General features: G+C 61.1%; 19 protein-coding genes. 15 read left to right on the forward strand and 4 right to left on the reverse strand.

All coding sequences use genetic code 11. The annotated features are described in order from the left end of the window. Window positions 1–36 precede the first annotated feature (36 nt). From C4J90_RS05335 to C4J90_RS05360, 6 genes are all read left to right on the forward strand, one after another. Window positions 37–1,377: an MFS transporter gene (locus C4J90_RS05335; protein WP_124361457.1), complete on the forward strand. Its 1,341-nt coding sequence runs from the start codon at window positions 37–39 to the stop codon at window positions 1,375–1,377. Window positions 1,378–1,387: 10 nt separating this feature from the next. Further along, entirely contained in the window at window positions 1,388–2,149 is a 762-nt protein-coding gene (locus tag C4J90_RS05340) for an SDR family NAD(P)-dependent oxidoreductase (RefSeq protein WP_124419361.1), read from the forward strand. A 127-nt stretch (window positions 2,150–2,276) separates the two neighbouring features. Continuing rightward, window positions 2,277–3,026: an SDR family NAD(P)-dependent oxidoreductase gene (locus C4J90_RS05345; RefSeq protein ID WP_124361459.1), complete on the forward strand. Its 750-nt coding sequence runs from the start codon at window positions 2,277–2,279 to the stop codon at window positions 3,024–3,026. A gap of 13 nt (window positions 3,027–3,039) precedes the next feature. Next, window positions 3,040–3,342 (forward strand): hypothetical protein, encoded by a 303-nt coding sequence (locus C4J90_RS05350; protein WP_124419362.1) that lies wholly within the window; start codon window positions 3,040–3,042, stop codon window positions 3,340–3,342. A gap of 111 nt (window positions 3,343–3,453) precedes the next feature. Further along, on the forward strand, window positions 3,454–4,428 hold the full coding sequence (locus C4J90_RS05355; protein WP_124419363.1) for a GTP-binding protein: 975 nt from the start codon (window positions 3,454–3,456) through the stop codon (window positions 4,426–4,428). Further along, on the forward strand, window positions 4,425–5,600 hold the full coding sequence (locus tag C4J90_RS05360) for a PotD/PotF family extracellular solute-binding protein (protein ID WP_124419364.1): 1,176 nt from the start codon (window positions 4,425–4,427) through the stop codon (window positions 5,598–5,600). Before C4J90_RS05355 ends, C4J90_RS05360 begins: the two co-directional genes overlap by 4 nt. Window positions 5,601–5,681: 81 nt before the next feature. Here the strand turns inward: C4J90_RS05360 and C4J90_RS05365 are convergent, their stop codons facing one another. After that, window positions 5,682–8,099, reverse strand: coding sequence for a glucose/quinate/shikimate family membrane-bound PQQ-dependent dehydrogenase (locus tag C4J90_RS05365; RefSeq protein ID WP_124419365.1), 2,418 nt, complete (start codon window positions 8,097–8,099; stop codon window positions 5,682–5,684). A gap of 478 nt (window positions 8,100–8,577) precedes the next feature. Continuing rightward, window positions 8,578–10,596, reverse strand: a complete 2,019-nt coding sequence (locus tag C4J90_RS05370) for a TonB-dependent receptor (RefSeq protein WP_124419366.1) — start codon at window positions 10,594–10,596, stop codon at window positions 8,578–8,580. A 169-nt stretch (window positions 10,597–10,765) separates the two neighbouring features. Between C4J90_RS05370 and C4J90_RS05375 the strand changes: the two genes are divergently transcribed. Together C4J90_RS05375 and C4J90_RS05380 are read left to right on the forward strand one after the other, a co-directional pair. After that, window positions 10,766–10,999, forward strand: coding sequence for a VF530 family DNA-binding protein (locus C4J90_RS05375; RefSeq protein ID WP_124361465.1), 234 nt, complete (start codon window positions 10,766–10,768; stop codon window positions 10,997–10,999). Window positions 11,000–11,003: 4 nt separating this feature from the next. Next, window positions 11,004–11,630, forward strand: a complete 627-nt coding sequence (locus tag C4J90_RS05380) for a Pr6Pr family membrane protein (RefSeq protein ID WP_124419367.1) — start codon at window positions 11,004–11,006, stop codon at window positions 11,628–11,630. A gap of 123 nt (window positions 11,631–11,753) precedes the next feature. Here the strand turns inward: C4J90_RS05380 and C4J90_RS05385 are convergent, their stop codons facing one another. Next, a complete protein-coding gene (locus tag C4J90_RS05385; protein WP_124419368.1) occupies window positions 11,754–12,521 on the reverse strand; it encodes a siderophore-interacting protein in 768 nt (255 codons plus the stop codon). Continuing rightward, a complete protein-coding gene (locus tag C4J90_RS05390) occupies window positions 12,518–13,066 on the reverse strand; it encodes a PadR family transcriptional regulator (protein WP_124419369.1) in 549 nt (182 codons plus the stop codon). The genes C4J90_RS05385 and C4J90_RS05390 overlap by 4 nt, the downstream gene beginning before the upstream one ends. A 516-nt stretch (window positions 13,067–13,582) precedes the next feature. On the opposite strand from C4J90_RS05390, the gene C4J90_RS05395 reads away from it, so the two are divergent. The 7 genes from C4J90_RS05395 (at window position 13,583) to C4J90_RS05425 (ending at window position 21,254) form a co-directional block, all read left to right on the forward strand. Then, window positions 13,583–14,074 carry a CS1 type fimbrial major subunit gene (locus C4J90_RS05395; protein ID WP_124361469.1) on the forward strand — a complete coding sequence of 164 codons (492 nt, stop codon included), beginning with the start codon at window positions 13,583–13,585 and terminating at the stop codon, window positions 14,072–14,074. A 121-nt stretch (window positions 14,075–14,195) separates the two neighbouring features. Next, window positions 14,196–16,721 (forward strand): CS1-pili formation C-terminal domain-containing protein, encoded by a 2,526-nt coding sequence (locus C4J90_RS05400; protein ID WP_124419370.1) that lies wholly within the window; start codon window positions 14,196–14,198, stop codon window positions 16,719–16,721. Between the two features lie 26 nt (window positions 16,722–16,747). After that, entirely contained in the window at window positions 16,748–17,953 is a 1,206-nt protein-coding gene (locus tag C4J90_RS05405; RefSeq protein WP_256658915.1) for a hypothetical protein, read from the forward strand. 647 nt (window positions 17,954–18,600) lie between these two features. Continuing rightward, on the forward strand, window positions 18,601–19,245 hold the full coding sequence (locus tag C4J90_RS27280) for a hypothetical protein (protein WP_305955584.1): 645 nt from the start codon (window positions 18,601–18,603) through the stop codon (window positions 19,243–19,245). A gap of 8 nt (window positions 19,246–19,253) precedes the next feature. Continuing rightward, window positions 19,254–19,991, forward strand: coding sequence for a molecular chaperone (locus C4J90_RS05415; RefSeq protein ID WP_124365110.1), 738 nt, complete (start codon window positions 19,254–19,256; stop codon window positions 19,989–19,991). Next, complete coding sequence (locus C4J90_RS05420; RefSeq protein WP_256658917.1) at window positions 19,991–20,503, forward strand: CS1 type fimbrial major subunit; 513 nt, start codon at window positions 19,991–19,993, stop codon at window positions 20,501–20,503. The genes C4J90_RS05415 and C4J90_RS05420 overlap by 1 nt, the downstream gene beginning before the upstream one ends. A gap of 25 nt (window positions 20,504–20,528) precedes the next feature. Then, complete coding sequence (locus C4J90_RS05425; RefSeq protein ID WP_124361471.1) at window positions 20,529–21,254, forward strand: molecular chaperone; 726 nt, start codon at window positions 20,529–20,531, stop codon at window positions 21,252–21,254. Window positions 21,255–21,297 lie beyond the last annotated feature (43 nt).

A 21,297-nucleotide genomic window follows, 5' to 3' on the forward strand; every position in this document is an offset into this window, starting at 1 on the left:
TACAGAAAGCCCACTCCACCTCCCGAGGCGCGCTGCATGTCTATCTACAACAAGCTTGACCTGACTGGCTGGAAACCCCGGCAACTGACGTCCCAGGAAGTGCGCTTCGCCACCTGGATCGCGTTCTTCGCCTGGGTGTTCGCGGTGTATGACTTCATCCTGTTCGGCACCTTGCTGCCAGAGATCGGCCGGCACTTTGGCTGGGGGGAAGTGGAGCAGGCGCAAATCGCGACCTGGGTGGCGGTGGGCACGGCGGTGGTCGCGTTCGCCATTGGTCCCGTCGTCGATAAACTGGGGCGCCGCCAGGGGATTATTCTGACCGTGGCCGGCTCCGCGCTGTGCTCGGCGCTCACCGCGATTGGCGGGGCATGGGGCAAGTCGCCGCTGATCCTGATTCGCTCGCTGGGTGGCTTGGGGTATGCCGAGGAAACCGTCAATGCGACGTATCTGAGTGAGCTGTACGGCGCCTCGCAAGACCCGAAACTGACCAAGCGTCGCGGCTTCATCTACAGCCTGGTACAAGGCGGCTGGCCGGTCGGGGCCTTGATCGCGGCGGGGTTGACCGCGCTGCTGCTGCCGATTATCGGCTGGCAGGGCTGCTTCGTCTTCGCCGCGATACCGGCCATCGTGATTGCGATCATGGCGCGCAAGCTCAAGGAGAGCCCGCAGTTCCAGATTCACCAGCGCATCAGCCAACTGCGTAAACGCGGTGCGGTGAGCGAGGCGCAGAACGTCGCCGTGACCTACGGCGTGGATTATGACGAACACAGCAAGGCCGGCCTCAAGGCTGCATTCCGGGGCCCGGCGCGGCGCGCCACCCTGGTGATCGGCGCCGCGCTGTTGCTCAACTGGGCGGCGATCCAGGTGTTCAGCGTGCTGGGCACCTCGGTGATCGTCAGCGTGCACCACATCTCGTTCGAGAACTCGCTGATCATCCTCGTGCTGTCGAACCTGGTGGGCTATTGCGGGTACCTCAGCCACGGCTGGATGGGCGACAAGATCGGGCGGCGCAACGTGATCGGCCTGGGCTGGATGCTCGGCGGCCTGGCATTCGCCGGGATGTTGTTCGGCCCGAGCAACATGCCGATGGTGGTCGGGTTGTACAGCCTGGGCCTGTTCTTCCTGATCGGGCCGTACTCGGCAGCGCTGTTCTTCATCAGCGAAAGCTTCCCCACCAGCATCCGCGCCACCGGTGGCGCGATCATCCATGCCATGGGCCCGATCGGCGCCGTATTGGCCGGGTTTGGCGCCACCCAGGTGTTGTCCGCCGGCAGCGACTGGCAGACCGCCGCGCTGTGGTTCGGCGCGCTGCCGTGCTTCTTGTCCGGCGCGTTGATGTTTGCCGCGCGCCATGTGCGTCCGGAAACCGTTCAGTAAGGAGTTCTTGATGAACCGTAAAGTTGCCTTGATTACCGGTGCTGCCAGCGGCATCGGCCAAGCCCTTGCCGTGGCCTACGGGCGCAGCGGCGTGGCGGTGGTGGGCGGGTATTACCCGGCCGATCCCCATGATCCGCAAAGCACGGTTGCCCTGGTGGAAGCAGCCGGTGGCGAGTGTCTGATGCTGGCGCTGGACGTGGGCGACAGCGCCTCGGTGGATGCCATGGCCGAGCAAGCGGTGCAGCACTTCGGGCGCCTCGATTATGCGGTGGCCAATGCCGGCTTGCTGCGGCGCGCGCCGTTGCTGGAGATGAGCGATGCGTTGTGGGACGAGATGCTCAATATCGACCTCACGGGGGTGATGCGCACCTTCCGCGCGGCGACCCGGCATATGCGCGAAGGCGGCGCGCTGGTGGCGATTTCCTCGATTGCCGGCGGCGTGTATGGCTGGCAGGAACACAGCCACTACGCGGCGGCCAAGGCCGGGGTGCCGGGGTTGTGTCGTTCGCTGGCGGTGGAACTGGCGGCCAAGGGCATTCGGTGCAATGCGGTGATCCCGGGGTTGATCGAGACGCCGCAGTCATTGGATGCGAAGAATTCGCTGGGGCCTGAAGGGTTGGCCAAGGCTGCCAAGGCAATCCCGCTGGGCCGGGTAGGGCGGGCGGATGAAGTGGCGTCGCTGGTGCAGTTCTTGACCAGTGATGCATCGAGTTATTTGACCGGGCAAAGCATCATCATCGACGGCGGCCTGACCGTGCGCTGGCCTGACTGACCACGCTCGTTCCCACGCTCCGCGTGGGAATGCATCAGCGTGACGCTTCGCGTCACAACAGCGGACGCAGAGCGTCCAAGGCGGCATTCCCACGCAGAGCGTGGAAACGATCAATGAGGAAATAAAAATGAGCCTGTTGAATAACCGCCGCGCCGTCATCACCGGGGCCGGCAGCGGCATCGGTGCCGCCATTGCCCAGGCTTACGCGGTCGAGGGCGCTCGCCTGGTGTTGGCCGACCGCAACGCCGCGAGCCTGGCCGAAGTCGCGATCACCTGTCGCAACCTGGGCGCCGAGGTGTTCGAATGCCTGGCCGATGTCGGTACCGTCGAAGGCGCCCAGGCCAGTGTCGACCGTTGCGTCGAGCACTTCGGCGGGATCGACATCCTGGTCAACAATGCCGGCATGCTGACCCAGGCGCGTTGCGTCGATCTCTCCCTCGAGATGTGGAACGACATGTTGCGGGTCGACCTCACCAGCGTGTTCATCGCCAGCCAACGCGCCTTGCCGCATATGCTCGCGCAGCGCTGGGGGCGGATCATCAACGTCGCCTCGCAACTGGGCATCAAGGGCGGTGCCGAGCTGAGTCACTACGCGGCGGCCAAGGCCGGGGTGATCGGCTTCACCAAGTCCCTGGCCCTGGAAGTGGCCAAGGACAATGTGCTGGTCAACGCCATCGCCCCAGGCCCCATCGAAACCCCGCTGGTGGGCGGCATCAGCGACAGCTGGAAACGCGCCAAGGCCGCCGAACTGCCCCTGGGCCGCTTCGGCCTGGCGGACGAAGTCGCGCCCACCGCCGTGCTGCTGGCCAGTACCCCGGGCGGTAACCTGTTCGTCGGCCAGACCCTCGGCCCGAACGCCGGCGATGTCATGCCATGAGCGGGGCTTAGCCATGTGCGGACTCTGCGGCCTGCTCGGCGAAGACGTGCACTGGAGCGACCCCTTGGGCGATGCACTGCCCAGGCGTCGCGAGCGCCTGCGCCGGATCGCGGCGATCAATCAGGTGCTGGCGGTGTTTCGGCTCAAGGTCGAGGATTTCCAGGGCGCGTCATACCTGTTGCTCGGCGCGACCGGCAAACAGGCCCTGGCCAGCGGCCTGGATCAACTCTTGCAGGCGGCCGAAACCATGCTTGGCCGCCCGCTGGACCCCCTTGACCCGCGTCTACTTGACCACTTGGAAAACACCCCACTGTAGGAGCGAGCTTGCTCGCGAAAAATGTCAACGCTAACGCGTGTCGTCTGGATGTACGTGGCGCTCTCGGGTTTTTCGCGAGCAAGCTCGCTCCTACAGGGGGCGGAGGTAAATATGAGCATTGCCCTGAATGTGATCACCGGTTTCCTCGGCAGCGGCAAAACCACCTTGCTCAAGCGCCTGTTGCAGGGCGAAAGCCTGGGCGACACCGCGTTGCTGATCAATGAGTTCGGCGATGTCGGCATTGATCATCTGTTGGTGGAGGAAGTCGCGCCAGACACCGTCCTGCTGCCCAGCGGCTGTGTGTGCTGCTCGATTCGCGGCGAGTTGAAAGACGCACTGCTCGGCCTGTTGCAACGCCGTGAACGCGGGGAAATCCCGGCCTTCAAACGGGTGATCCTGGAAACCACCGGCCTGGCCGATCCGGCGCCGATCCTCGCCACGCTGAACAATGACGTGCAACTGCGCGGGCGTTTTCATATCGGCCTGGTGATCACCCTGGTCGATGCCAGCCATGCCGCCTTGCAGGAACGCCTGCACCCGGAGTGGCTGGCCCAGGTGGCGGCGGCCGACCGGCTGTTGCTGAGCAAGACCGACCTGGTCGACGATTGCGCCGCGCTGCGCGAGCATCTGCACGCCCTCAACGGCGGTACGTTGATCCTCGATACCCAGGCGATTCACAGCGGCGATCAACTGCTGCTCGGCGAGGGCGTGCGCGGCGCCGAGCCCGCCGTCGAGGTCAGTCGCTGGCAACTGCATCAACCCGCCACGGCCAACCACGGCGCGGCGCAGGTGTGCTGCCTGACTTTCGAGCAACCGCTGGACTGGATCGGGTTCGGGGTGTGGTTGTCGATGCTGCTAAGATGCCACGGCGAACGAATCCTTCGCGTCAAAGGACTGCTCAACGTGAACGCAAGCTCGGCCCCCATCGTCATCCATGGTGTGCAGCACTGCCTGCATGCCCCGGTGCATTTGTCTGCCTGGCCAGGCACTGAGCGCCAGTCGCGCCTGGTGTTCATCCTGCGCGGCCTCGACCCCGCGCTGTTGCGCCGTTCCTTCGACGTGTTCGCGCGGCGGTTCGCGGCATGATCACACTGCGCGTGCTCGGTACCTCCGTGACCTTGCTCGAGTGCCTGCGCGTGCGGGCCGAGCAGGAGCTGGGCATTCGCCTGGTGTACCAGGTGCATGATGTGGAGCAAGCCCAGCGTATCGCGGTGATGCAGCCAGACAGCTACGACCTGTACGACCAGTGGTTCCACAACGTCGACTTCGTGTGGCCGGCGCGGGCGATCCAGCCGATCGATACGCGGCGCATCGCGCTGTGGCATGAGATCAACGACCTGCCCAAGCGCGGCCGACTGTCGCCCAGCGACCGCCTGGGCAGTGGCAGCGTGCCGAGTGAGCGGCTGTTCGTGCAGCACGACGGCAGCCTCGGCAGCAGCGTAACCGAGCGCATCAGCATGCTGCCGCTGACCCACAACGCCGACAGTTTTGCCTATCGCCCCGAGCGTTTGCCCGAAGGTTTCTGCCACGGCAACGAAAGCTGGGGCTGGCTGCTCGACCCGGCGTGGCGCGCGCGCACCGCCCTGCAAAGCGACGCCGCCATCGGCGCCCTGGATGCCGCGCTCGCTGTGCAGGGCGCGGGGCTGGCGCAGTTCCGGGACATTGGCAATATGAGCATCGAGGAGATCGACGTGCTGGCCGAGATCCTGGTGCGCAAGCAGAAGGAGGGGCACTTTGCGGCGTTCTGGTCGGACGATGAAGAAGCCGCGCAATTGATGCTCAGCCCGAGCATCGACATCCAGAGCCTGTGGTCGCCGACCTTGATGCGCCTGCACCGTGCCGGGGTGAAATACCGGCTCGCCGTGCCGCGCGAAGGCTATCGCGCCTGGTTCGGCGGCTTGTCGTTGTCGCGCCATGCCCAGGGGCCGGTGCTGGATGCGGCCTATGCCTACCTGAATTGGTGGTTGTCCGGCTGGCCAGGGGCGGTGATGGCGCGCCAGGGTTACTACATCGGTAACCCGGCGCGTACCCGCGATCATCTGAGCAGCGCCGAGTGGGATTACTGGTACGCGGGCAAGCCTGCGCGTGAAGAGCTGTCGGGCAGCGACGGCTTGCCATTGATCGACATCGGCGAGGTGCGCGACGGCGGCTCCTATGAGCAGCGCATGGGGCACATTGCGGTGTGGAACTCGGTGATGGACGAGCACAACTACCTGGTGCGCCGTTGGGGCGATTTCATGCGCGCACGTTGCCTGTAAGCCCCGCGAGCGCCTATCAGGCGTGCACAAAAAAGGCGGCTACCCATCGGGTAGCCGCCTTTGTTTTACCGCCGGGTTTACTTAATCCGGCAGTTTGAACGCCATCACGTAGTCACCCTGCTTGGTGCCCAGGGAACCGTGACCGCCGGCCATGACCAGCACGTATTGCTTGCCGTCCTTGCCGGTGTAGGTCATCGGGGTGGTTTGCGCGCCTGCAGGCAGGCGGCCTTCCCACAGTTGCTTACCGTTTTTCACGTCGTAGGCACGCAGGTACTGGTCGAGGGTGCCGCTCAGGAACGCTACGCCACCTGCAGTGGTGAAGGTACCGCCCAGGCTTGGCACGCCCATGGTCAGCGGGATCGGAACCGGCGAGCTGTCACGCACGGTGCCGTTCTTGTGCATCCAGATGGTTTGGTGGGTGGTCAGGTCGACCGCCGCCACGTAACCCCAGGCTGGTGCCTGGCATGGCAGGCCCAGCGGCGAAAGCAGCGCTTCGAGGATCACACCATACGGCGCGCCTTTGTTCGGTTGTACGCCTTCGGTTTCGCTGACACGTGGGCCTTGCTTGGCGATGTCGGCGGCCGGAATCAGCTTCGATTTGAACGCCATGTAGCTGGGGTTCACGAAAGCGATCTGGCGGACCGGGTCAACCGAGATGCCGCCCCAGTCGAACACGCCGAAGTTGCCTGGGTACACGATCGAGCCTTGCAGCGACGGCGGCGTGAACGGGCCATCGTAGCGCATCGACTTGAAGTCGATCCGGCACAGCATCTGGTCGAACGGTGTCACGCCCCACATATCGCGTTCTTTCAACGGCGGTGGCATGAAGTTCAGGTCAGACTTCGGCTGGGTAGGGGAGGTGCGATCGCCGGCAACGGCGCCCTGTGGTACCGGGATTTCATTGATCGGCACTACCGGTTGGCCGGTGGCACGGTCCAGCACGTAGATGCTGCCTTGCTTGGTCGATGCCATCACCGCTTGCTTGACGCCGTCAGCGGTCTTGATGTCGATCAGCGAAGGCTGGCCGCCCACGTCCATGTCCCACAGGTCGTGGTGGGTGAACTGGAAGGTCCACTTCACGTGGCCGCTGTCGATGTCCAGGGCGGTCAGGCCGGCAGCGTATTTTTCGGAGTCATCGGTACGGTCACCGCCGTACTGGTCGGGCATCTGGTTGCCCATCGGCAGGTAGAGCATGCCGAGTTTTTCATCCACGGCGAACATGGACCACATGTTCGGCGAGTTGCGGGTGTAGGTCTTGCCCTCGGCCAACGGGGTGGTGTCGTCCGGGTTGCCGCTGTCCCAGTTCCACACCAGCTTGCCGGTGTGCACGTCGAACGCACGGATCACGCCGCTTGGCTCGTCGGTGGAGACGTTGTCGGTCACGTGACCGCCGATCACCACCAGGTTTTTGGTCACGGCCGGTGGCGAAGTGGAGTAGTAACCGCCCGGGGCGAAGGTGCCGATATTGGCACGCAGGTCGACCTGGCCTTTGTCACCGAAGTCTTCGCACATCTTGCCGGTATCGGCGTTCAGGGCGATCAGGCGGGTGTCGGCAGTCGGCACGAAGATGCGTTTCGGGCAGGCGGTCGGTGCGGCGGCCGGGCTGGCGCTACCGGTCGGGCTCTGCTCGGAGGCATAGGCGGCGTCATCGTGATACGACACGCCACGGCAGGTCATGTGCGCCCAACCCTTGAAGTTCTCGGCACCCTGGGTGGTGATCTTCGGGTCGAAACGCCAGATTTCCTTGCCGGTGTCCGGGTCCAGGGCAATCACCTGGCTGTGCGGGGTACACACGTACAGCATGCCGTTGACTTTCAGCGGGGTGTTTTCCGCAGTGGTCTCACCGGGATCGCCTGCGCCCGGAATGTCACCGGTACGGAAGGTCCAGGCCGGCACCAGCTTGTGCGCGTTTTCCGGAGTGATCTGGGCCAATGGTGAGTAACGGTCACCAAAGGCCGAACGGCCGTAGGAGTTCCAGTCGCCATCGGCTTGGGCAGGTGCAGCGCTGGCCATGCCAGGCACAGCATCGCGGTCCAGTTGGCCGGTCTTGACCATTTCGCCGGGGTTGGTGAATTGGCTGGCCAGGGCGGCAGCACCCGCCAGCACCACGGCCACGCTCAGGGCGCCGGTGCCCAGCGGCGCGGCTTGACCACGCAGCAACGGACGGCGAAACCATGGCAACAACATGACGATGCCCAAGGCGAACAGCAGGGCCAGGCGCGGCACCAACTGCCACCAGTCCAAGCCGACTTCCCATAGCGCCCACACCGTGCTGGCGAACAGCACCAGTGCGTACAGGCCCAGCGCAGCGCGGCGGGTGGCCAGCAGCAAAACGCCGGTCAAGGTGATGCCGATACCGGCCAGCAGGTAATACAGCGAGCCGCCGAGCATGCTCAGCTTGACCCCACCGGCCAGCAAGGCCAGCCCCATGATCAGCAGCAAGACGCCTAGCAACCTGGGCAGCAGGCGGCTTGGGCTTGAGGCACCATCAGTGCTCATAGTGTGTTTCTCCGTTACGTTGGAATTATGTAAGCCCGTGCTTCACTCACTGTAGATGACGATTCGGCGCGGGCTTGGTTCAGCGTTATTTTTGGTTTTTTCTGTGGATAACTCGGTTATCCACAGGCGGGCAATAAACCCCCAGGCGCAGCTCGATTTAAGACAGCGCTGTCTTTGCGTGAAGGAAAGGTTCGGCAAAGGGGGTAGAACCTGGAGGTGAAGCGTTTCAGATTGTTGCGAAGGATAATGCGGCGGGGCGTTTAGAGAAAGGGTGAATCGCAAGATGCATCATTTCAGATTTGGTAACAGTGACAGATAGTCGCTGCAAAAAACTGTGGGAGGGGGCTGATCGTTCCTACGCTCTGCGTGGGAATGCCTCCGGCGACGCTGCGCGTCGCGCCAACGCCTGGGCACACGTGACGCAGAGCGCCACGGGCTGCGTTACCACGCGGAGCGTGGGAACGATCGTTCGGGTGGGTTAGAAGGTGGTGCGGATGCCGACTTGCACACTGCGCCCCGGCGCCGGCGCAATATCGCGCAGGATCGAGCTGGCGTAGCGCACGGTCTGGTTGGTCAGGTTTTCGCCATTGACGAACGCCAGCCACTGGCTGCTGCCGACATTGAAGTGATAACCCGCGCTCGCGCCGAGGGTGGTATAGCCATCGGTGCCGCTTCCGTTACTCGGCACGCGCCCTTGGCCGGCGGCATGTTCTACGTCGATGCGCGCCTGCCAGCGATCCAGCTCCCACAGCAAACCGCTGTTCAAGCGCAGCGGCGCAATGCGCGGCAGGGCTTCGCCGGTGTCCAGGTTGGTTGCACGCGTGTAGTCGCCCGACAGCTCCAGGGCGAACTTGCCGTAGGCGCCTTCGCCGAGTTTCCAGTGGTCCTGAGCTTCGAAGCCGGCGAAACGTGCGCGTACCCCGGAGTAGGTGTACTCGGGAATACCGCCTGCGTCCTCTTCACCTTCGTCGTTCAATGTACGGCCAGTGCCGAGCAAGCCGATGTAGTTGGAGAAGCGGCTATAGAACACGCCAAAGCTGCCCTTGTGGGTGCCATTGTCAAAGCGCAGGGCCAGGTCGCTGGACACGGCTTTTTCTTTCGACAGGTTGGCGTCGCCCAATTCATAAGTGCCGGTGGCGACATGAGCACCATTGGCGTACAGCTCGTAGAACGTCGGGGCGCGCTCGGTGTAGCCCAGGGTGGCGGCCAACGACCAGATCGGCGTCAGGCTGTAGACCGCGCCAGACGACAGGCTGCCTGCGGTGAAGGTATTGGCCTTGTCGGCATTGGCGAAGCGCGAGTTGCCCTTGGCATCCGGGTCGACGCTGGTATGTTCCAGGCGCCCGCCGAGGCTGAGGGTGAGGCGCTCGGTGGCGTGCATTTGCTCAAGAATGAACAGCGCGCCGGCGTTGGTATCGGTCTGGGGCACGAAGGCTTCTTCGCCCAGGGCCGAAAACTCGTTGCGGGTCACTTGCGCGCCGACCACGCCGTCGAATGGCCCGATGGGCTGGTGGCGGGCTTCCACGCGGGCTTCATAGCCTTTGTTCTTGAAGGTGGTGCCGGTCTCGCCCCCTTCGATTTCGCGGTGCTGGTAGTCGGTGTAGCCTGCGTCGATTTTCACCGAGGTAAACGGGCCTTGCAGGTTGCGGATTTCGGAGGCGAACGCGTAATGCTCCTGTTGCATGCGGATGCGCACGTCCTGCTCGGCGGGCGAGCCGTAGTTGCTGTCGTAGTTGCTGTAGGACAGGCCCGCGTAGCCATCGTCCCAGGTGTAGGAACCGCCCACCGCGCCGCCATCCTGGCGCCCGTCGCTGTTGCCCAGGCGACCGTTTTTGCCGGGGCCTGCGTCGGTTTCGGGCGCGTGGCGGCTGCGCGCATCACCGGGAATTTTCAGATCGTTGAATTCACGCGCGTTGGCGTCCAGGTGCAAGGCAAAGGTGCCGTCGCCGGCTTCCAGCTTGCCCGCGCTGCTGCGGGTGGTGTCGGCGCCGCCGTAGCGCAGTTCACCGGCACCGTGGATGCCCTCGATGGCTGCGGTGGGGATGCGGTTGTCGAAGGTATTGACCACGCCGCCGATGGCGCTGCCGCCGTACAACAAGGCCGCCGGGCCGCGCACGATTTCAATGCGCTCGACGTTGATCGGGTCCAGCGGCACGGCGTGGTCATAGGACAGTGACGACGCATCCAGCGCGCCCACGCCGTTGCGCAGGATGCGAATACGGTCGCCGTCCTGGCCGCGAATGATCGGCCGGCTGGCACCGGGGCCGAAGTACGAAGACGACACCCCCGGCTGCTTGTTCAGGGTTTCGCCCAGGCTGCCTTTTTGTTGCAGGGTCAGCTCGTCGCCCTCCAGCACGGTGGTGGGCGAGGCGAGTTGCGCGCTGCCCAGGGGATTGCCAGTGATGATCTGCGATGGCAGTTCCAGGGCGTGGGCTTCGGAGCAGATCAGCAGGGCGGCGGCGAGGGGCGACAGGCGCCAGAGACAGGAGAGCGACATCGGACATTCCTTGGCAGGATTTTGATAAGTATCGTTACAATATAACATCTCTTTTTTCGCTGAAAAGGGGAACTTTTACCGACGGGCTATATTCAATGCAGTGCTTCCACCGGTACGCCCCGTCCGCTAAGGTGCGCGGCTGTGTTTCCTCTCTCGCAAAAGGCCCGGCATGACCGCGACAAGCAACGACCCACTCCACGGCGTGACCCTGCAACACGTCCTCACCACCCTGGTGGAACACTACGAATGGGCAGGCCTGGCCGAACGCATTGATATCCGCTGCTTCAGGAGCGACCCCAGCATCAAGTCGAGCCTGACCTTTCTGCGCAAAACCCCATGGGCGCGGGAAAAAGTCGAAGGCTTGTACGTCAAACTGATGCGCACCAAACGCCCGCTGGACTGAGCCCGTGAAGCGTTTTGTGGCGGCGGCCGCGTTGGCCGGTTGGGTGGGGCTGGCGATTCAGCAATACCTGATCCTGTATTCGCGCTGGTCCAGCGGCGCCAGCCTGCTGGGCGGATTGATCAGTTTCTTCAGTTTCTTCACGGTGCTGACCAATACCTTGGTCGTGGTAGTGCTGAGCTATTGGCTGGTCGAGCGCGAGTCGGCCGGCAAGCGGTTTTTCCTCGCGCCGGGTATCAGCAGCGCAATTGCCGCGAGCATCGTTCTGGTAAGCCTGGCCTACAACCTGTTGCTGCGGCACTTATGGAGCCCCGAGGGCTTTCAATTCATTGCCGATGAATTACTGCACGACGTGATGCCGGTGCTGTTTCTGATCTATTGGTGGCGGTGCGTGCCCAAGGGCACCTTGCGCCTCAAGCACATCGCCGGCTGGGTGGTTTACCCCTTGGTGTACTTCGCGTATGTACTGCTGCGCGGGCATTCGCTTGGGCAGTATCAGTACCCGTTCATGGATGTGGACAGCCTGGGTTACCCGCAGGTGTTCGTGAATGCCGGGGGGATTTTGCTGGGGTTCTTACTGATTGCGCTGGCAATGGTGGTGCTGGATAACCGCCTCAAATCACCCTCGACTTAAAGTGGGCACAGTCAATGTGGGAGGGGGCTTGCTCCCGATGGCGGTGTGTCAGATAGAGTCGTGTTAACTGACCCACCGCTATCGGGGGCAAGCCCCCACCCACATTTTTTGATCGCGTCGGTCTCATTGCTCTTCGCTGCCTTCCGCACGCCAGTAACCCACGGCCTTCAAGAACTCTTCGTTGACCTTGTGAGTGTCCAGCAACACCCGCCGCACCTGGCGCGACAGCTTGGTTTCGGTCGCGACAAAGCTGTACAACTTTCCGCCGGGCAGCGTGAGGTTGCGCACGACCTCGAGCAGGTCTGCCTCGCCGCGCACCACCCAGATAATCTCGACATCCGCCGCGCTCTGCAGCACTTGCAGCTCTGCGGCATCGGCAATTTCGATCACCGCCAGCACCTTGCGCCCGGCGGGCAATTCTTCCAGGCGCCGGCCGATGGCGGGCAGGGCGGTTTCATCGCCGATCAGCAGGTAGCTGTCAAAGATATCCGGCACGATCATCGAACCCCGTGGCCCACCGATATACAGATGCTGGCCGACTTGCACCTGCTCGGCCCAGGTAGACGCAGGGCCATCGCCGTGCAGCACGAAGTCGATAACCAGTTCGCCACTGTTCAGGTCGTAACGCCGTGGCGTGTAATCGCGCATCGCCGGTTGCGGGCCGTCGCCCTTGATGGTGAACGTCGGGCTTTCCAGGGCCGCTTGTTCGGCGGGGTTCTGCGGGAACAGCAGCTTGATGTGATCGTCACTGCCCAGGCTGATAAAACCCGCCAGTTCCGGGCCGCCCAACGTAATGCGGCGCATGCGCGGGGTGATGTCCACCACCCGCAGTACCTGCAGGCGGCGACGTTTGATGTCGTGGGTCACGCGATGGATGGTTTGTGTGTTCATTGGTCTTTCCCGTCGGCAATGGCTTGCGCGGTGCGGTTGAGCAGCGCCGCGACACGCGTGATTTCGTCCGGGCTCCAGCGCCCGTGATGCGAATGCAAGGCATGGCGCAGGTTGTGCACCGCCTCGTGGATTTCCGGTGGCCGGTCCTGGCCGCGCAGCGAGCGTTTGCTTACGTCCATGCGCATGCGAATGCCTTCGAGGGCAACCGCCTGTTCGCTCAATAAGAGACGACCGGCATCGGTGATTGTGTAGCGTTTTTTTCCGCCCTCGGCGTCGCCCGTAATCAATTCGCTTTCTTCGAGAAAGGTCAGCGTGGGGTAGATCACCCCGGGGCTGGGGCTGTAGGCGCCGTCGAACAGGGTTTCGATCCGGCGGATCAGGTCGTAGCCGTGGCAGGGCATTTCGGCGATCAGCGCCGGTAGCAGCAATTTCAGATCACCCGGCGCAAAGACGCGCGGGCCACGCTCGGCCCGTTCGCGGCTGGAGCGTTTGTCAAAGATGTCGCGGCCGCTACCGGTTGCGCGGTGGGAATGAGGGTCTTTCATCGTCGTGCTCTCTGAAAAATCAAGATACAACTTAAGATATATCTTATCTCGCGTAAAGGCCTTCTCCGATGAACGGTTCGGCGGCCGCCAAAGGCGATGGCGGACTGGTTATGACGAAATACCGAGTTATTAAAAAACTAAGCTAGGATTAAAAGATTGAGTTAATACTCTAATTGAATGTTTGATTAAGCCCCGTTGTGTCGGTATGTCATACGTTTCTTACAGTCCGAGTTTTTAACGCGTGTAGGCCGTAAGTTTATAGTCTCTTTGTAGGATGTGTATTACAGGTGCTGATGGCATTATTTGTATTTTTTGTTTTTGTCTCACTAGTTGTATGGCCTATGGCTACATGCTTTAGAGAAGGCTCTGGCTTACTTTGTTTTTGATTCAGTGGAAGATATGCCTGCGTCCTAAGACACAGCCAGATATTGAAAAGATGTGCTCTTTAAACGCGTGAGAAAGTTGCAAGCTGATCGGGCTTTCAACTCAATTAATGCGATATACAGGTACCTAATAATGCTCAAGAAAACTGCTTTCGTACTGCCACTGGTTATGTTGGCCTTCGGTTCTTCCAGCGTCTTTGCTGCCGGTGAAGCCACCAGCGTCATCAACATCAAGGCAACCATTCCTACCAAACAGTTCCATGCACAACCGCTCAACCCGGACTTCGGTCGCGATGAGACCATGACCTACAACACCGTGACCGGTAACCTGAGCAGCCTGCGCGAAACCTACGCGGTAAAAAATACCGACGGTTCGATCAAGGCTTACATCGAAGGCGGTCCAGCTTCCCTGAGCAACGGCACTGCCTCCATTGCCCTGACCACCTCCTTCAACGGCGTCACCCTGACCGGCTCGCCGCTGGAAGTTGTCGATGATGCCAGCTCCACTCCAGGCACCCAGGCGGATCTGGTTATTGTTCCAGCCAAACCAGCTGACACGGATGCAGGTCTCTTCACTACCAACTTCACCGTGGTGTTCGACCACGAGCCTCGCGTCACCCTGTGAGGGTGAGAAGTTGACCCGTAAACATCGCTTTATTGGGTAGCGGTTACCGATCAACAGGCGGTTCTTCGTCGGTTGATCGGTTCTCAATAGTTTGATTTTCCGTATTCAGAGTATTCCGTTCATGTTCCCGATGACTCCCATCGCGGCAGCGCTTGCCCTGTCGTTTTGTGCGGGCGCGTTAGCTGCTCCAGTGGCCGATGGCACAACACCGCGCAGTTTGCTGGCTCAGAGCAAGGGTTTGCCGGCGGACTTTGAAGAGCACTTTTTCGATGTGCCCCTGGCCGTTCGAGTTGAGCGTGACCAAGAGTTCGTAGGGGAGGCAATGATTGTCTTGTCTCGTGAAGACACCCTGACCCTGATTTCGTTTAACGACCATGAAGGAAGCCCGGTCAAGGACGATGAACGTGAGCGCTGGGCCGAGTACCTCAAGCAGCAAGTGCCACTGGGCACCTGCGAGAGTAATTGCCCCGATCAGTTGCTGGCCGTGCACTACAACCTGGAAAAATCCCTGGTCTCACTGCTGACCGAGAACGCCGAGCGCGACACCGAAAGCCGGCGTTATCACGAGCTTCCCCATGAGGGCAGCGCAGGCCTGATTGTGCGTAACCAACTGAACCTTAACGGCGGCCAGGGCCAGGACACGGGCGGGCGCTTTGGGATTGACGCCAGCAGCAGCCTGGGCAATTGGAGCCAGGTGTTGAACGCGCAGTTCTCGCGCCTCGGCGGCCCGGACGACGACGCCCTCAACCATGCGGTGTACTCGCTCTACACCCAGCGCGAACTGGAAGGCCAGTTTTTGCGCCTGGGTTATTTCACACCCAATGCCGAAGGTCTCACCCGGCAACTGCGCACGTTCGGCGCCAGCCCCGACACCGCCATCGGCGTGATGTACGGCAGCTCCGACACCTTGATGATCAACAACCCCAAGGCCAGCATCTATCCGATTGCCATTACCGCCAACCGCCAGGGTTCGGTGGAGATTTATCGCAATGGCCTGTTGATCAACACCCAGCCTGTCACCAGTGGCCTGCAGAACCTGGACACACGTCCGTTGCCCGGCGGGATCTATGAGGTCGAGGTGCGCCTGATAGAAGACGGCCAGGTCACTAACACCACCCAGGAGTTGGTCTACAAGCCCAACAACTGGCGCAACAACGATGACCGCTGGCGCTATAACGTATTTGCCGGCCGGGAAAGCAAGTTGCTCAGCAACTGGGATGAACAGTCCAGTGGCGACACGACCGCCGGCGCCTCCCTCAACTACCTGGCCCACCCGCGCGTGGTGTTGGGCGTTTCGGGGCGCCAGGTCAAAGACAGCATGCAATACGGCACCTCCATCGACTGGACGCTTGCCAGCTCCGCCAGCGTGTACGCCAACGTCTACCAGACCGACAACTACGGCACCGGTGTCGACCTCAACGGGCTCTACAACTATGGTGCCGGCACGGTGGTGTTTAACCACACTCGCAGCTGGCTGGACACCCGTAATACCTACGAATACCTGCCCGATGGCACGCGTATTCGCCAGGTGAATGTGTTTGTCGGCCAGACCAGTAACTCATCGATTTCCCTGAATCACCGGCTCAGTAACCTGCGTTCGGTGAGTGCCAGACTGTCCCACACCGAAGGTAACGTAGAAGGTGTTGGCCTGGACCTGGGCTGGAGCGAGCGCACCCATCTGTTTGGCAGCGACGCCAACTGGCGCTTGTCCCTGTTCGACCGGCCGGGCAGCGCCAGCACTGGCGACAAACGTAATCGCGGCGTCGATCTGAGTGTCAGCGTGGCCCTTGGCGGCCCGGGTGAACAGTGGTCCGCCAGCCTCGGTACGCGCACCGCCCGGGACGGGTCGCGTGATAACAACGCTTCTGTGACCTATCGCAAAGACCTGCAAGACCACCTGCTGCAAAGCGTCTCGGCCACGGCAACTACCGACACCTACGGCATCGGCATGTCAGGCATGGCCAGCTTTGACACCGAAGCCCTGCAGGGCGATGCGTTTGTGCAGCAATCGTCGTTCAACAATGAGCTGAGCGGTGGCTTGAACCTGGAGAGCACCCTCGCCCTCGGCGGCCAGAAGATGGTCCTCACCAGCCAGTATTCCGGTACCGGCGCAGGAATGATTGTCGACGTCGAGACCGATATCGACGACATCGCCCTGCGCGCCGATGACTTCAGTGGCGGCAGCACCGCGTTGCGGATTGGGCGCAACTTTATCCCGATCACGGCCTACAAGGGTGGCTCGGTGACGTTCGACTTTGAGGGCAACCACGCGCCTTCGGCCTCGATCCAGCCGCACCGTGTCAGTTACCACCTGAACAAGGGCGGGGTGGAATACCTCAAGGTCAACGTGATGCAAACCGTGACCGTCCTCGGGCGCCTGGTCGACCCACAGGGCAAACCGCTCAAGGGCCATCACGTCATCAACCACGCCACCCGTGGGGTGAGCGAAGTGGATGGTTTCTTCTCCCTGGAGATGAACGCCAGCTCGCCGACCCTGGAAGTGCGCCACAACAATCAGTTGCTGTGCCAGTTCCGTCTTGATCCGTCCAAAGCGCCCAGCGAAAACAATGTGCTGATGATTGGTGATTTGCGCTGCACGCCGGACACCTTGGCCGATTCCACCCTTAACGCTCAGACCGCTGGTTGAATGTCATGACGAGGTCATCCATCAGCATGAAAACCATGAGCGCACTGTTTAGTCAGGTTGTGGCCGTGGCAGCGGCCCTGTTGTTCAGCTCGTCGGCGCCAGGCGTTACTGAAGAGATCACGGCAGTGTTCCGTCCGGATCCCGGCAACCCGATGGCGAACCAGTTTGAGAACACCACGCCGCCTGGAGGGTATTGCCGTGATCACCCGGCGTATTGTCAAAATGGGGTGTTCAGCATCAATTTTCCGATCAGCTTCAACGCCGTCGTTCCGATTCAGCCTTTGGACGAGATACGTAACGGGCCGATGTTCCAAGTCCCTTCTTCGTTAACGGCAGTGACTGTCAGGCATCGGGAGATAGGGCATACAGAACAGGTTCTCCTGCGGGTCAGCGGTATAGGCGGAGCCCATGAGCAGACGCAGCCACTGCATGAGGGTACATGGGAGGGGAGCAACTGGGTCAATGCTCCATCCCCGTGTCAATATGGCGGCGTAGGGTATGGCAACGCTTACTATTACGGGTTTTTCTGGCGGGTACCTCCAGGCGCCGGTGTTTGCTTCAAGCGCCCTACGCACATCCTCCCTGACTTCAAATACTCGAACTTGAGTATTTCCTATGAACTGATCACACCGAACCCTCTGGGTATGTTATCGGGCACTTATGAGGGGACTCATAATTTTCTGATCGGCCCTGGCCAGGACTTCGACATGGGTGACGTCATGTTGCCCGACGACAACCTATTAACGCTCAACTTCGTTCTGGACGTGGAGCACGCCCTTAAGGTCGAGCTTCCTCCGGGCGGTAATCGTATTGAGTTGGTCCCTCAGGGCGGCTGGCAAGCCTGGTTGAACCAGGGCCGCAAACCCGCGCGGTTGTTCCGCGATCAGACTTTCCACATCTTCGTGTCGTCGCGTTTCAAGATGCAGTTGGAGTGCGAGCGTGTAATCGGCGACACCTGCGCCTTGAAAAACGGTGACGGCCACGAGGTCCCCCTGGATATCAGCGTAAGCCTTCCCCACGGCCTGACTCGTCCCGATGGCTCCGGCGTTGACCGGCAACCTTTGCTCTTGAGCGGTGCTGGTACCGAGGAGTTCCAGCCAGGGTTCTACGTCAATCACCGCCCGGGAACGCTGCATTTTGAGGTCAAGAAAGAACACGTCGACACGATGGTGGCCCAGGGCGGTACCACCTATTCGGGCCAGGTAACGGCCATTTGGGAGTCGGAACTCTAAACGTGTCATTACCGGAGCTTGGAGATTTTTATTAAATGAAAAGTATATGGCTGAAACGTCAGATTCAGCGCGGTTCATTGGGCCTGTTGTTTTTCGGGTGGGGAAGCTGTGTGTTCAGTTCGTCGGCACTAGGCAGTACTGAAGAGATCACGGCAGTTTTCCGACCAGACCCCAGCAACCCCATGGTGAACAAGTTCGAGAACACTACGCCCATCAGTTCGATTTGCTCAGCCCATATTCCGGCCCGTTGCAAGGCACTGAACATTTTCAGCCTGCGAGACAACAACTTTACCGCGGCCTCCATTGCACCGATTGTGGCTAATCATGAGGATGAGCGGCAGGGGTTCATGGTCAAGGTGCCGTCCGATTGGCGTGACTTGACCGTAACGCACATGGCCACTGGAGAAACCGAGACCGTACAGCTGCGTATCGCCGGTATTGGGGGATTATGGACCGTTCCCCGGCCTCCAGGCGTCTCAGCGTGGGGGCAGCCCGGGATTGCGTGGACGACCCAGTGGCGGAGAGCTCCGAGTCCCTGCCAAAGTACCAACCACCTTGCAGCCGGTGTCACCACCGCTTCGTATTTTTGGCTGACACCTGAAGGGGCGGGGGCCTGCAGCCGGCAACCTTCTAAGGACCTGGCGACCTTGCGTTTTAATACCATGGAGTATGCCTACGAACTCAGGGCTCCCAACCCCTTGGAAATGTCCGGTGGTCAGTACAGGGGAGGTATCACTTACACCATGGGGCCGGGTGGGGACTACGACTTCGGTGACGTGATGATCCCCTCCAAAAACAGCATCACGTTTAACTTCACCTTGAGCGTGGAGCACGATCTCAATGTCGAGGTCCCAGCGGGGGGTAACCGTATCGAGCTGGTACCTCAGGGCGGCTGGCAAGCCTGGCTGAACCAGGGCCGAAAACCTGCACGCCTATTCCGCGACCAGACCTTCAATATCTCCGCGTCTTCGCGTTTCAAGATGCAGTTGGAGTGCGAGCGTGTAATCGGCGACACCTGCGCCTTGAAAAACGGTGACGACCATGAAGTGCCCCTGGATATCAGCGTAAGCCTGCCCCATGGATTGACCCGCCCGGACGGAGGCGCCGTGAATCGCCAGCCATTGCTCTTGAGTGGTGCTGGCACCGAAGTATTCCAGCCAGGCTTTTACGTCAACCGTCGCCCCGGAACTTTGCACTTCGAGGTCAAGAAAGAACACGCCGACACGATGGTGACCCAAGGCGGCACCACCTATTCGGGCCAGGCAACGGTCATCTGGGATTCGGAACTTTAATCATGCGAATGAAGTATCTATTTGCGCTGTCCGCGCTTTGTTGGTCGTCGCTGTCACAGGCCGCCCCCAACATCAATGTCGGGGTGTTCTACGACTACCTCGACGGCGATAAATCCACCTACCTCAAGCGTGTCTTCAATGGCGGCGACAGCACGGCGTTTATCAAGGTCGCGGTGATGGAAATTATCTACAACGCTGACGGCTCGTCTGAGGAAGTGGAGCTTAAGAGCAACGCCGACAACACCGCCCGCGACGGTCTGATGGCCACCCCGGCGCGCATGATCGTACCGGCCAATGGCATGCAGGGCACACGCTTGCTGTACCTGGGCGAGCGCGAAAGCGAGCGCTATTTTCGCCTGCGCTTCGTGCCGGTAATGCCCGAAAAAGACGATGAGTTTGGCGTTTCCAGCGACGATCGCGAGGCCTACAAAAACAGCCTGTCGGCAGGCGTCACGGTGTTGGCGGGATTCGGCACGGTGTTTTTCGTGCGCCCCAAAACCACCCGGTTTGACACGCGCACCGAAGACCGTGAGGGCGAGTACGGGTTGCGCAACGCGGGCAACAGTGTGGTGGTGGTCGATGAGTTCAAGGACTGCTCCACCGCTGAACCCCAGGACTGCCAGCCCACCACCAAGAGCCACATCCTGCCCGGTCGCGATTTCAGCTTTACCAAGCAGGCCGGTCGCACTTATCGCTTTACCCTGATCGAGGGCGGCGAGAAAAACACACATGAGGTCAAAGGCTGATGGTCATTGAGAGAGCTCATGCGGGCAAATTCCGCAAAGTCGTCCTGGGGATGTTGCTGTTGGTGATCGGGGTGTTGCTCAGTGCCCAGGCCTTGGCCATTCGCGAAGTGCAGGTCTTCGACGTGTCGGTGACCATTCCCACCCGCGACTTTTATGTACTGCCGATCAACCCCGGATTCCTGGAGCGTGAGCAGGAAATGGCCTGGCACCTGGTGCCGGGCACCCTCAAACCGCTACGTGAACACTTTGATGTGAAGAACAGCGGCGGCGGCATTGCGGCGCGCCTGAACCAGGCGCCCGTCCTGTCCAACGGCCCTCGTTCGATTGCGTTGAACGTCACCTTCAACGGCCAGGTGTTGAGCCTGGACGAAACCCTGGTGGTGCCGGAAGCCGAAGCCCGTTTCGGTAAACGGGTGTTGTTGGAGATTGCCGCGGTAGAGCCTGAGGGCGGTTATACGCCGGGTGAATACTTTGGCAGCGTACATCTGCTGTTTGATGCGGTGAGGCCGTGATGTCGAACGATTTAGCGAGGTGCTTATGAAATATCTATCTGCTGTGTTGGTGTTCTGCCTGTGGTCCGTCAATGTCCAGGCCGGGCCGGCCATTCATGTCGGGGATTTTTACGACTACTTGAGTGGTGATAAAAACAACTACCTCAAGCGCATATTCAATGGCGGCACCAGTACCGCCTTCGTCAAGATCAGCGTGACCGAGATGCTCTACAAGCCTGACGGCACGTATGACGAAGTCCCGGTCAAGAACCAGTTGGACGCCCTGATCGCCAGCCCGGCGCGGCTGATCGTGCCGGCCACCGGTATGCAGAACACGCGTTTTGTATTCATGGGCGAACGTGACCGCGAGCGGTACTTCCGGGTGCGCTACCTGCCCGTGGCGCCGGAGAAGGATGACGAGTTCCGGGCCACGGAAGAGGAGCGCAAGGCTTATGAGGACAAGGTCGCGGGTGGCGTGCGGGTGATGGCCGGCTACGGCACGGTATTTTTCGTGCGGCCCAAGGACAGCCGTTATGACACTCGGATCGAAAACGGCGGCCGCAACTACACCTTGCGCAATGCCGGCAACACGGTGGTGGTGGTGGATGAGTTCAAGGACTGTTCGGCCAGCAATCGAACCGATTGTGCACCCACTACCAAGAACCACATCTTCCCGGGGCGGGTGTTCAGTTTCGAGAAACAGCCCGGTCGCGTGTATCGCTTTCAGGTGGTGGAAGGCGGGACTGACAGGGTTGTGGAAGTAAACGGCTGAATCGTCTCGGCCCAGTACCTGTACGTCGCTTGTGACGCGTTCG

The sequence above is a fragment of the Pseudomonas sp. R2-60-08W genome, assembly GCF_003852335.1.
Classification (GTDB): domain Bacteria; phylum Pseudomonadota; class Gammaproteobacteria; order Pseudomonadales; family Pseudomonadaceae; genus Aquipseudomonas.

Bases quoted from the DNA above. Each gene is read 5' to 3' on its own strand.
- C4J90_RS05335 (WP_124361457.1), top strand. From the start codon at position 37: ATGTCTATCTACAACAAGCTTGACCTGACTGGCTGGAAACCCCGGCAA.
- C4J90_RS05340 (WP_124419361.1), top strand. From the start codon at position 1,388: ATGAACCGTAAAGTTGCCTTGATTACCGGTGCTGCCAGCGGCATCGGC.
- C4J90_RS05345 (WP_124361459.1), top strand. From the start codon at position 2,277: ATGAGCCTGTTGAATAACCGCCGCGCCGTCATCACCGGGGCCGGCAGC.
- C4J90_RS05350 (WP_124419362.1), top strand. From the start codon at position 3,040: ATGTGCGGACTCTGCGGCCTGCTCGGCGAAGACGTGCACTGGAGCGAC.
- C4J90_RS05355 (WP_124419363.1), top strand. From the start codon at position 3,454: ATGAGCATTGCCCTGAATGTGATCACCGGTTTCCTCGGCAGCGGCAAA.
- C4J90_RS05360 (WP_124419364.1), top strand. From the start codon at position 4,425: ATGATCACACTGCGCGTGCTCGGTACCTCCGTGACCTTGCTCGAGTGC.
- C4J90_RS05365 (WP_124419365.1), bottom strand. From the start codon at position 8,099: ATGAGCACTGATGGTGCCTCAAGCCCAAGCCGCCTGCTGCCCAGGTTG.
- C4J90_RS05370 (WP_124419366.1), bottom strand. From the start codon at position 10,596: ATGTCGCTCTCCTGTCTCTGGCGCCTGTCGCCCCTCGCCGCCGCCCTG.
- C4J90_RS05375 (WP_124361465.1), top strand. From the start codon at position 10,766: ATGACCGCGACAAGCAACGACCCACTCCACGGCGTGACCCTGCAACAC.
- C4J90_RS05385 (WP_124419368.1), bottom strand. From the start codon at position 12,521: ATGAACACACAAACCATCCATCGCGTGACCCACGACATCAAACGTCGC.
- C4J90_RS05390 (WP_124419369.1), bottom strand. From the start codon at position 13,066: ATGAAAGACCCTCATTCCCACCGCGCAACCGGTAGCGGCCGCGACATC.
- C4J90_RS05395 (WP_124361469.1), top strand. From the start codon at position 13,583: ATGCTCAAGAAAACTGCTTTCGTACTGCCACTGGTTATGTTGGCCTTC.
- C4J90_RS05400 (WP_124419370.1), top strand. From the start codon at position 14,196: ATGTTCCCGATGACTCCCATCGCGGCAGCGCTTGCCCTGTCGTTTTGT.
- C4J90_RS05405 (WP_256658915.1), top strand. From the start codon at position 16,748: ATGAAAACCATGAGCGCACTGTTTAGTCAGGTTGTGGCCGTGGCAGCG.
- C4J90_RS05415 (WP_124365110.1), top strand. From the start codon at position 19,254: ATGAAGTATCTATTTGCGCTGTCCGCGCTTTGTTGGTCGTCGCTGTCA.
- C4J90_RS05420 (WP_256658917.1), top strand. From the start codon at position 19,991: ATGGTCATTGAGAGAGCTCATGCGGGCAAATTCCGCAAAGTCGTCCTG.
- C4J90_RS05425 (WP_124361471.1), top strand. From the start codon at position 20,529: ATGAAATATCTATCTGCTGTGTTGGTGTTCTGCCTGTGGTCCGTCAAT.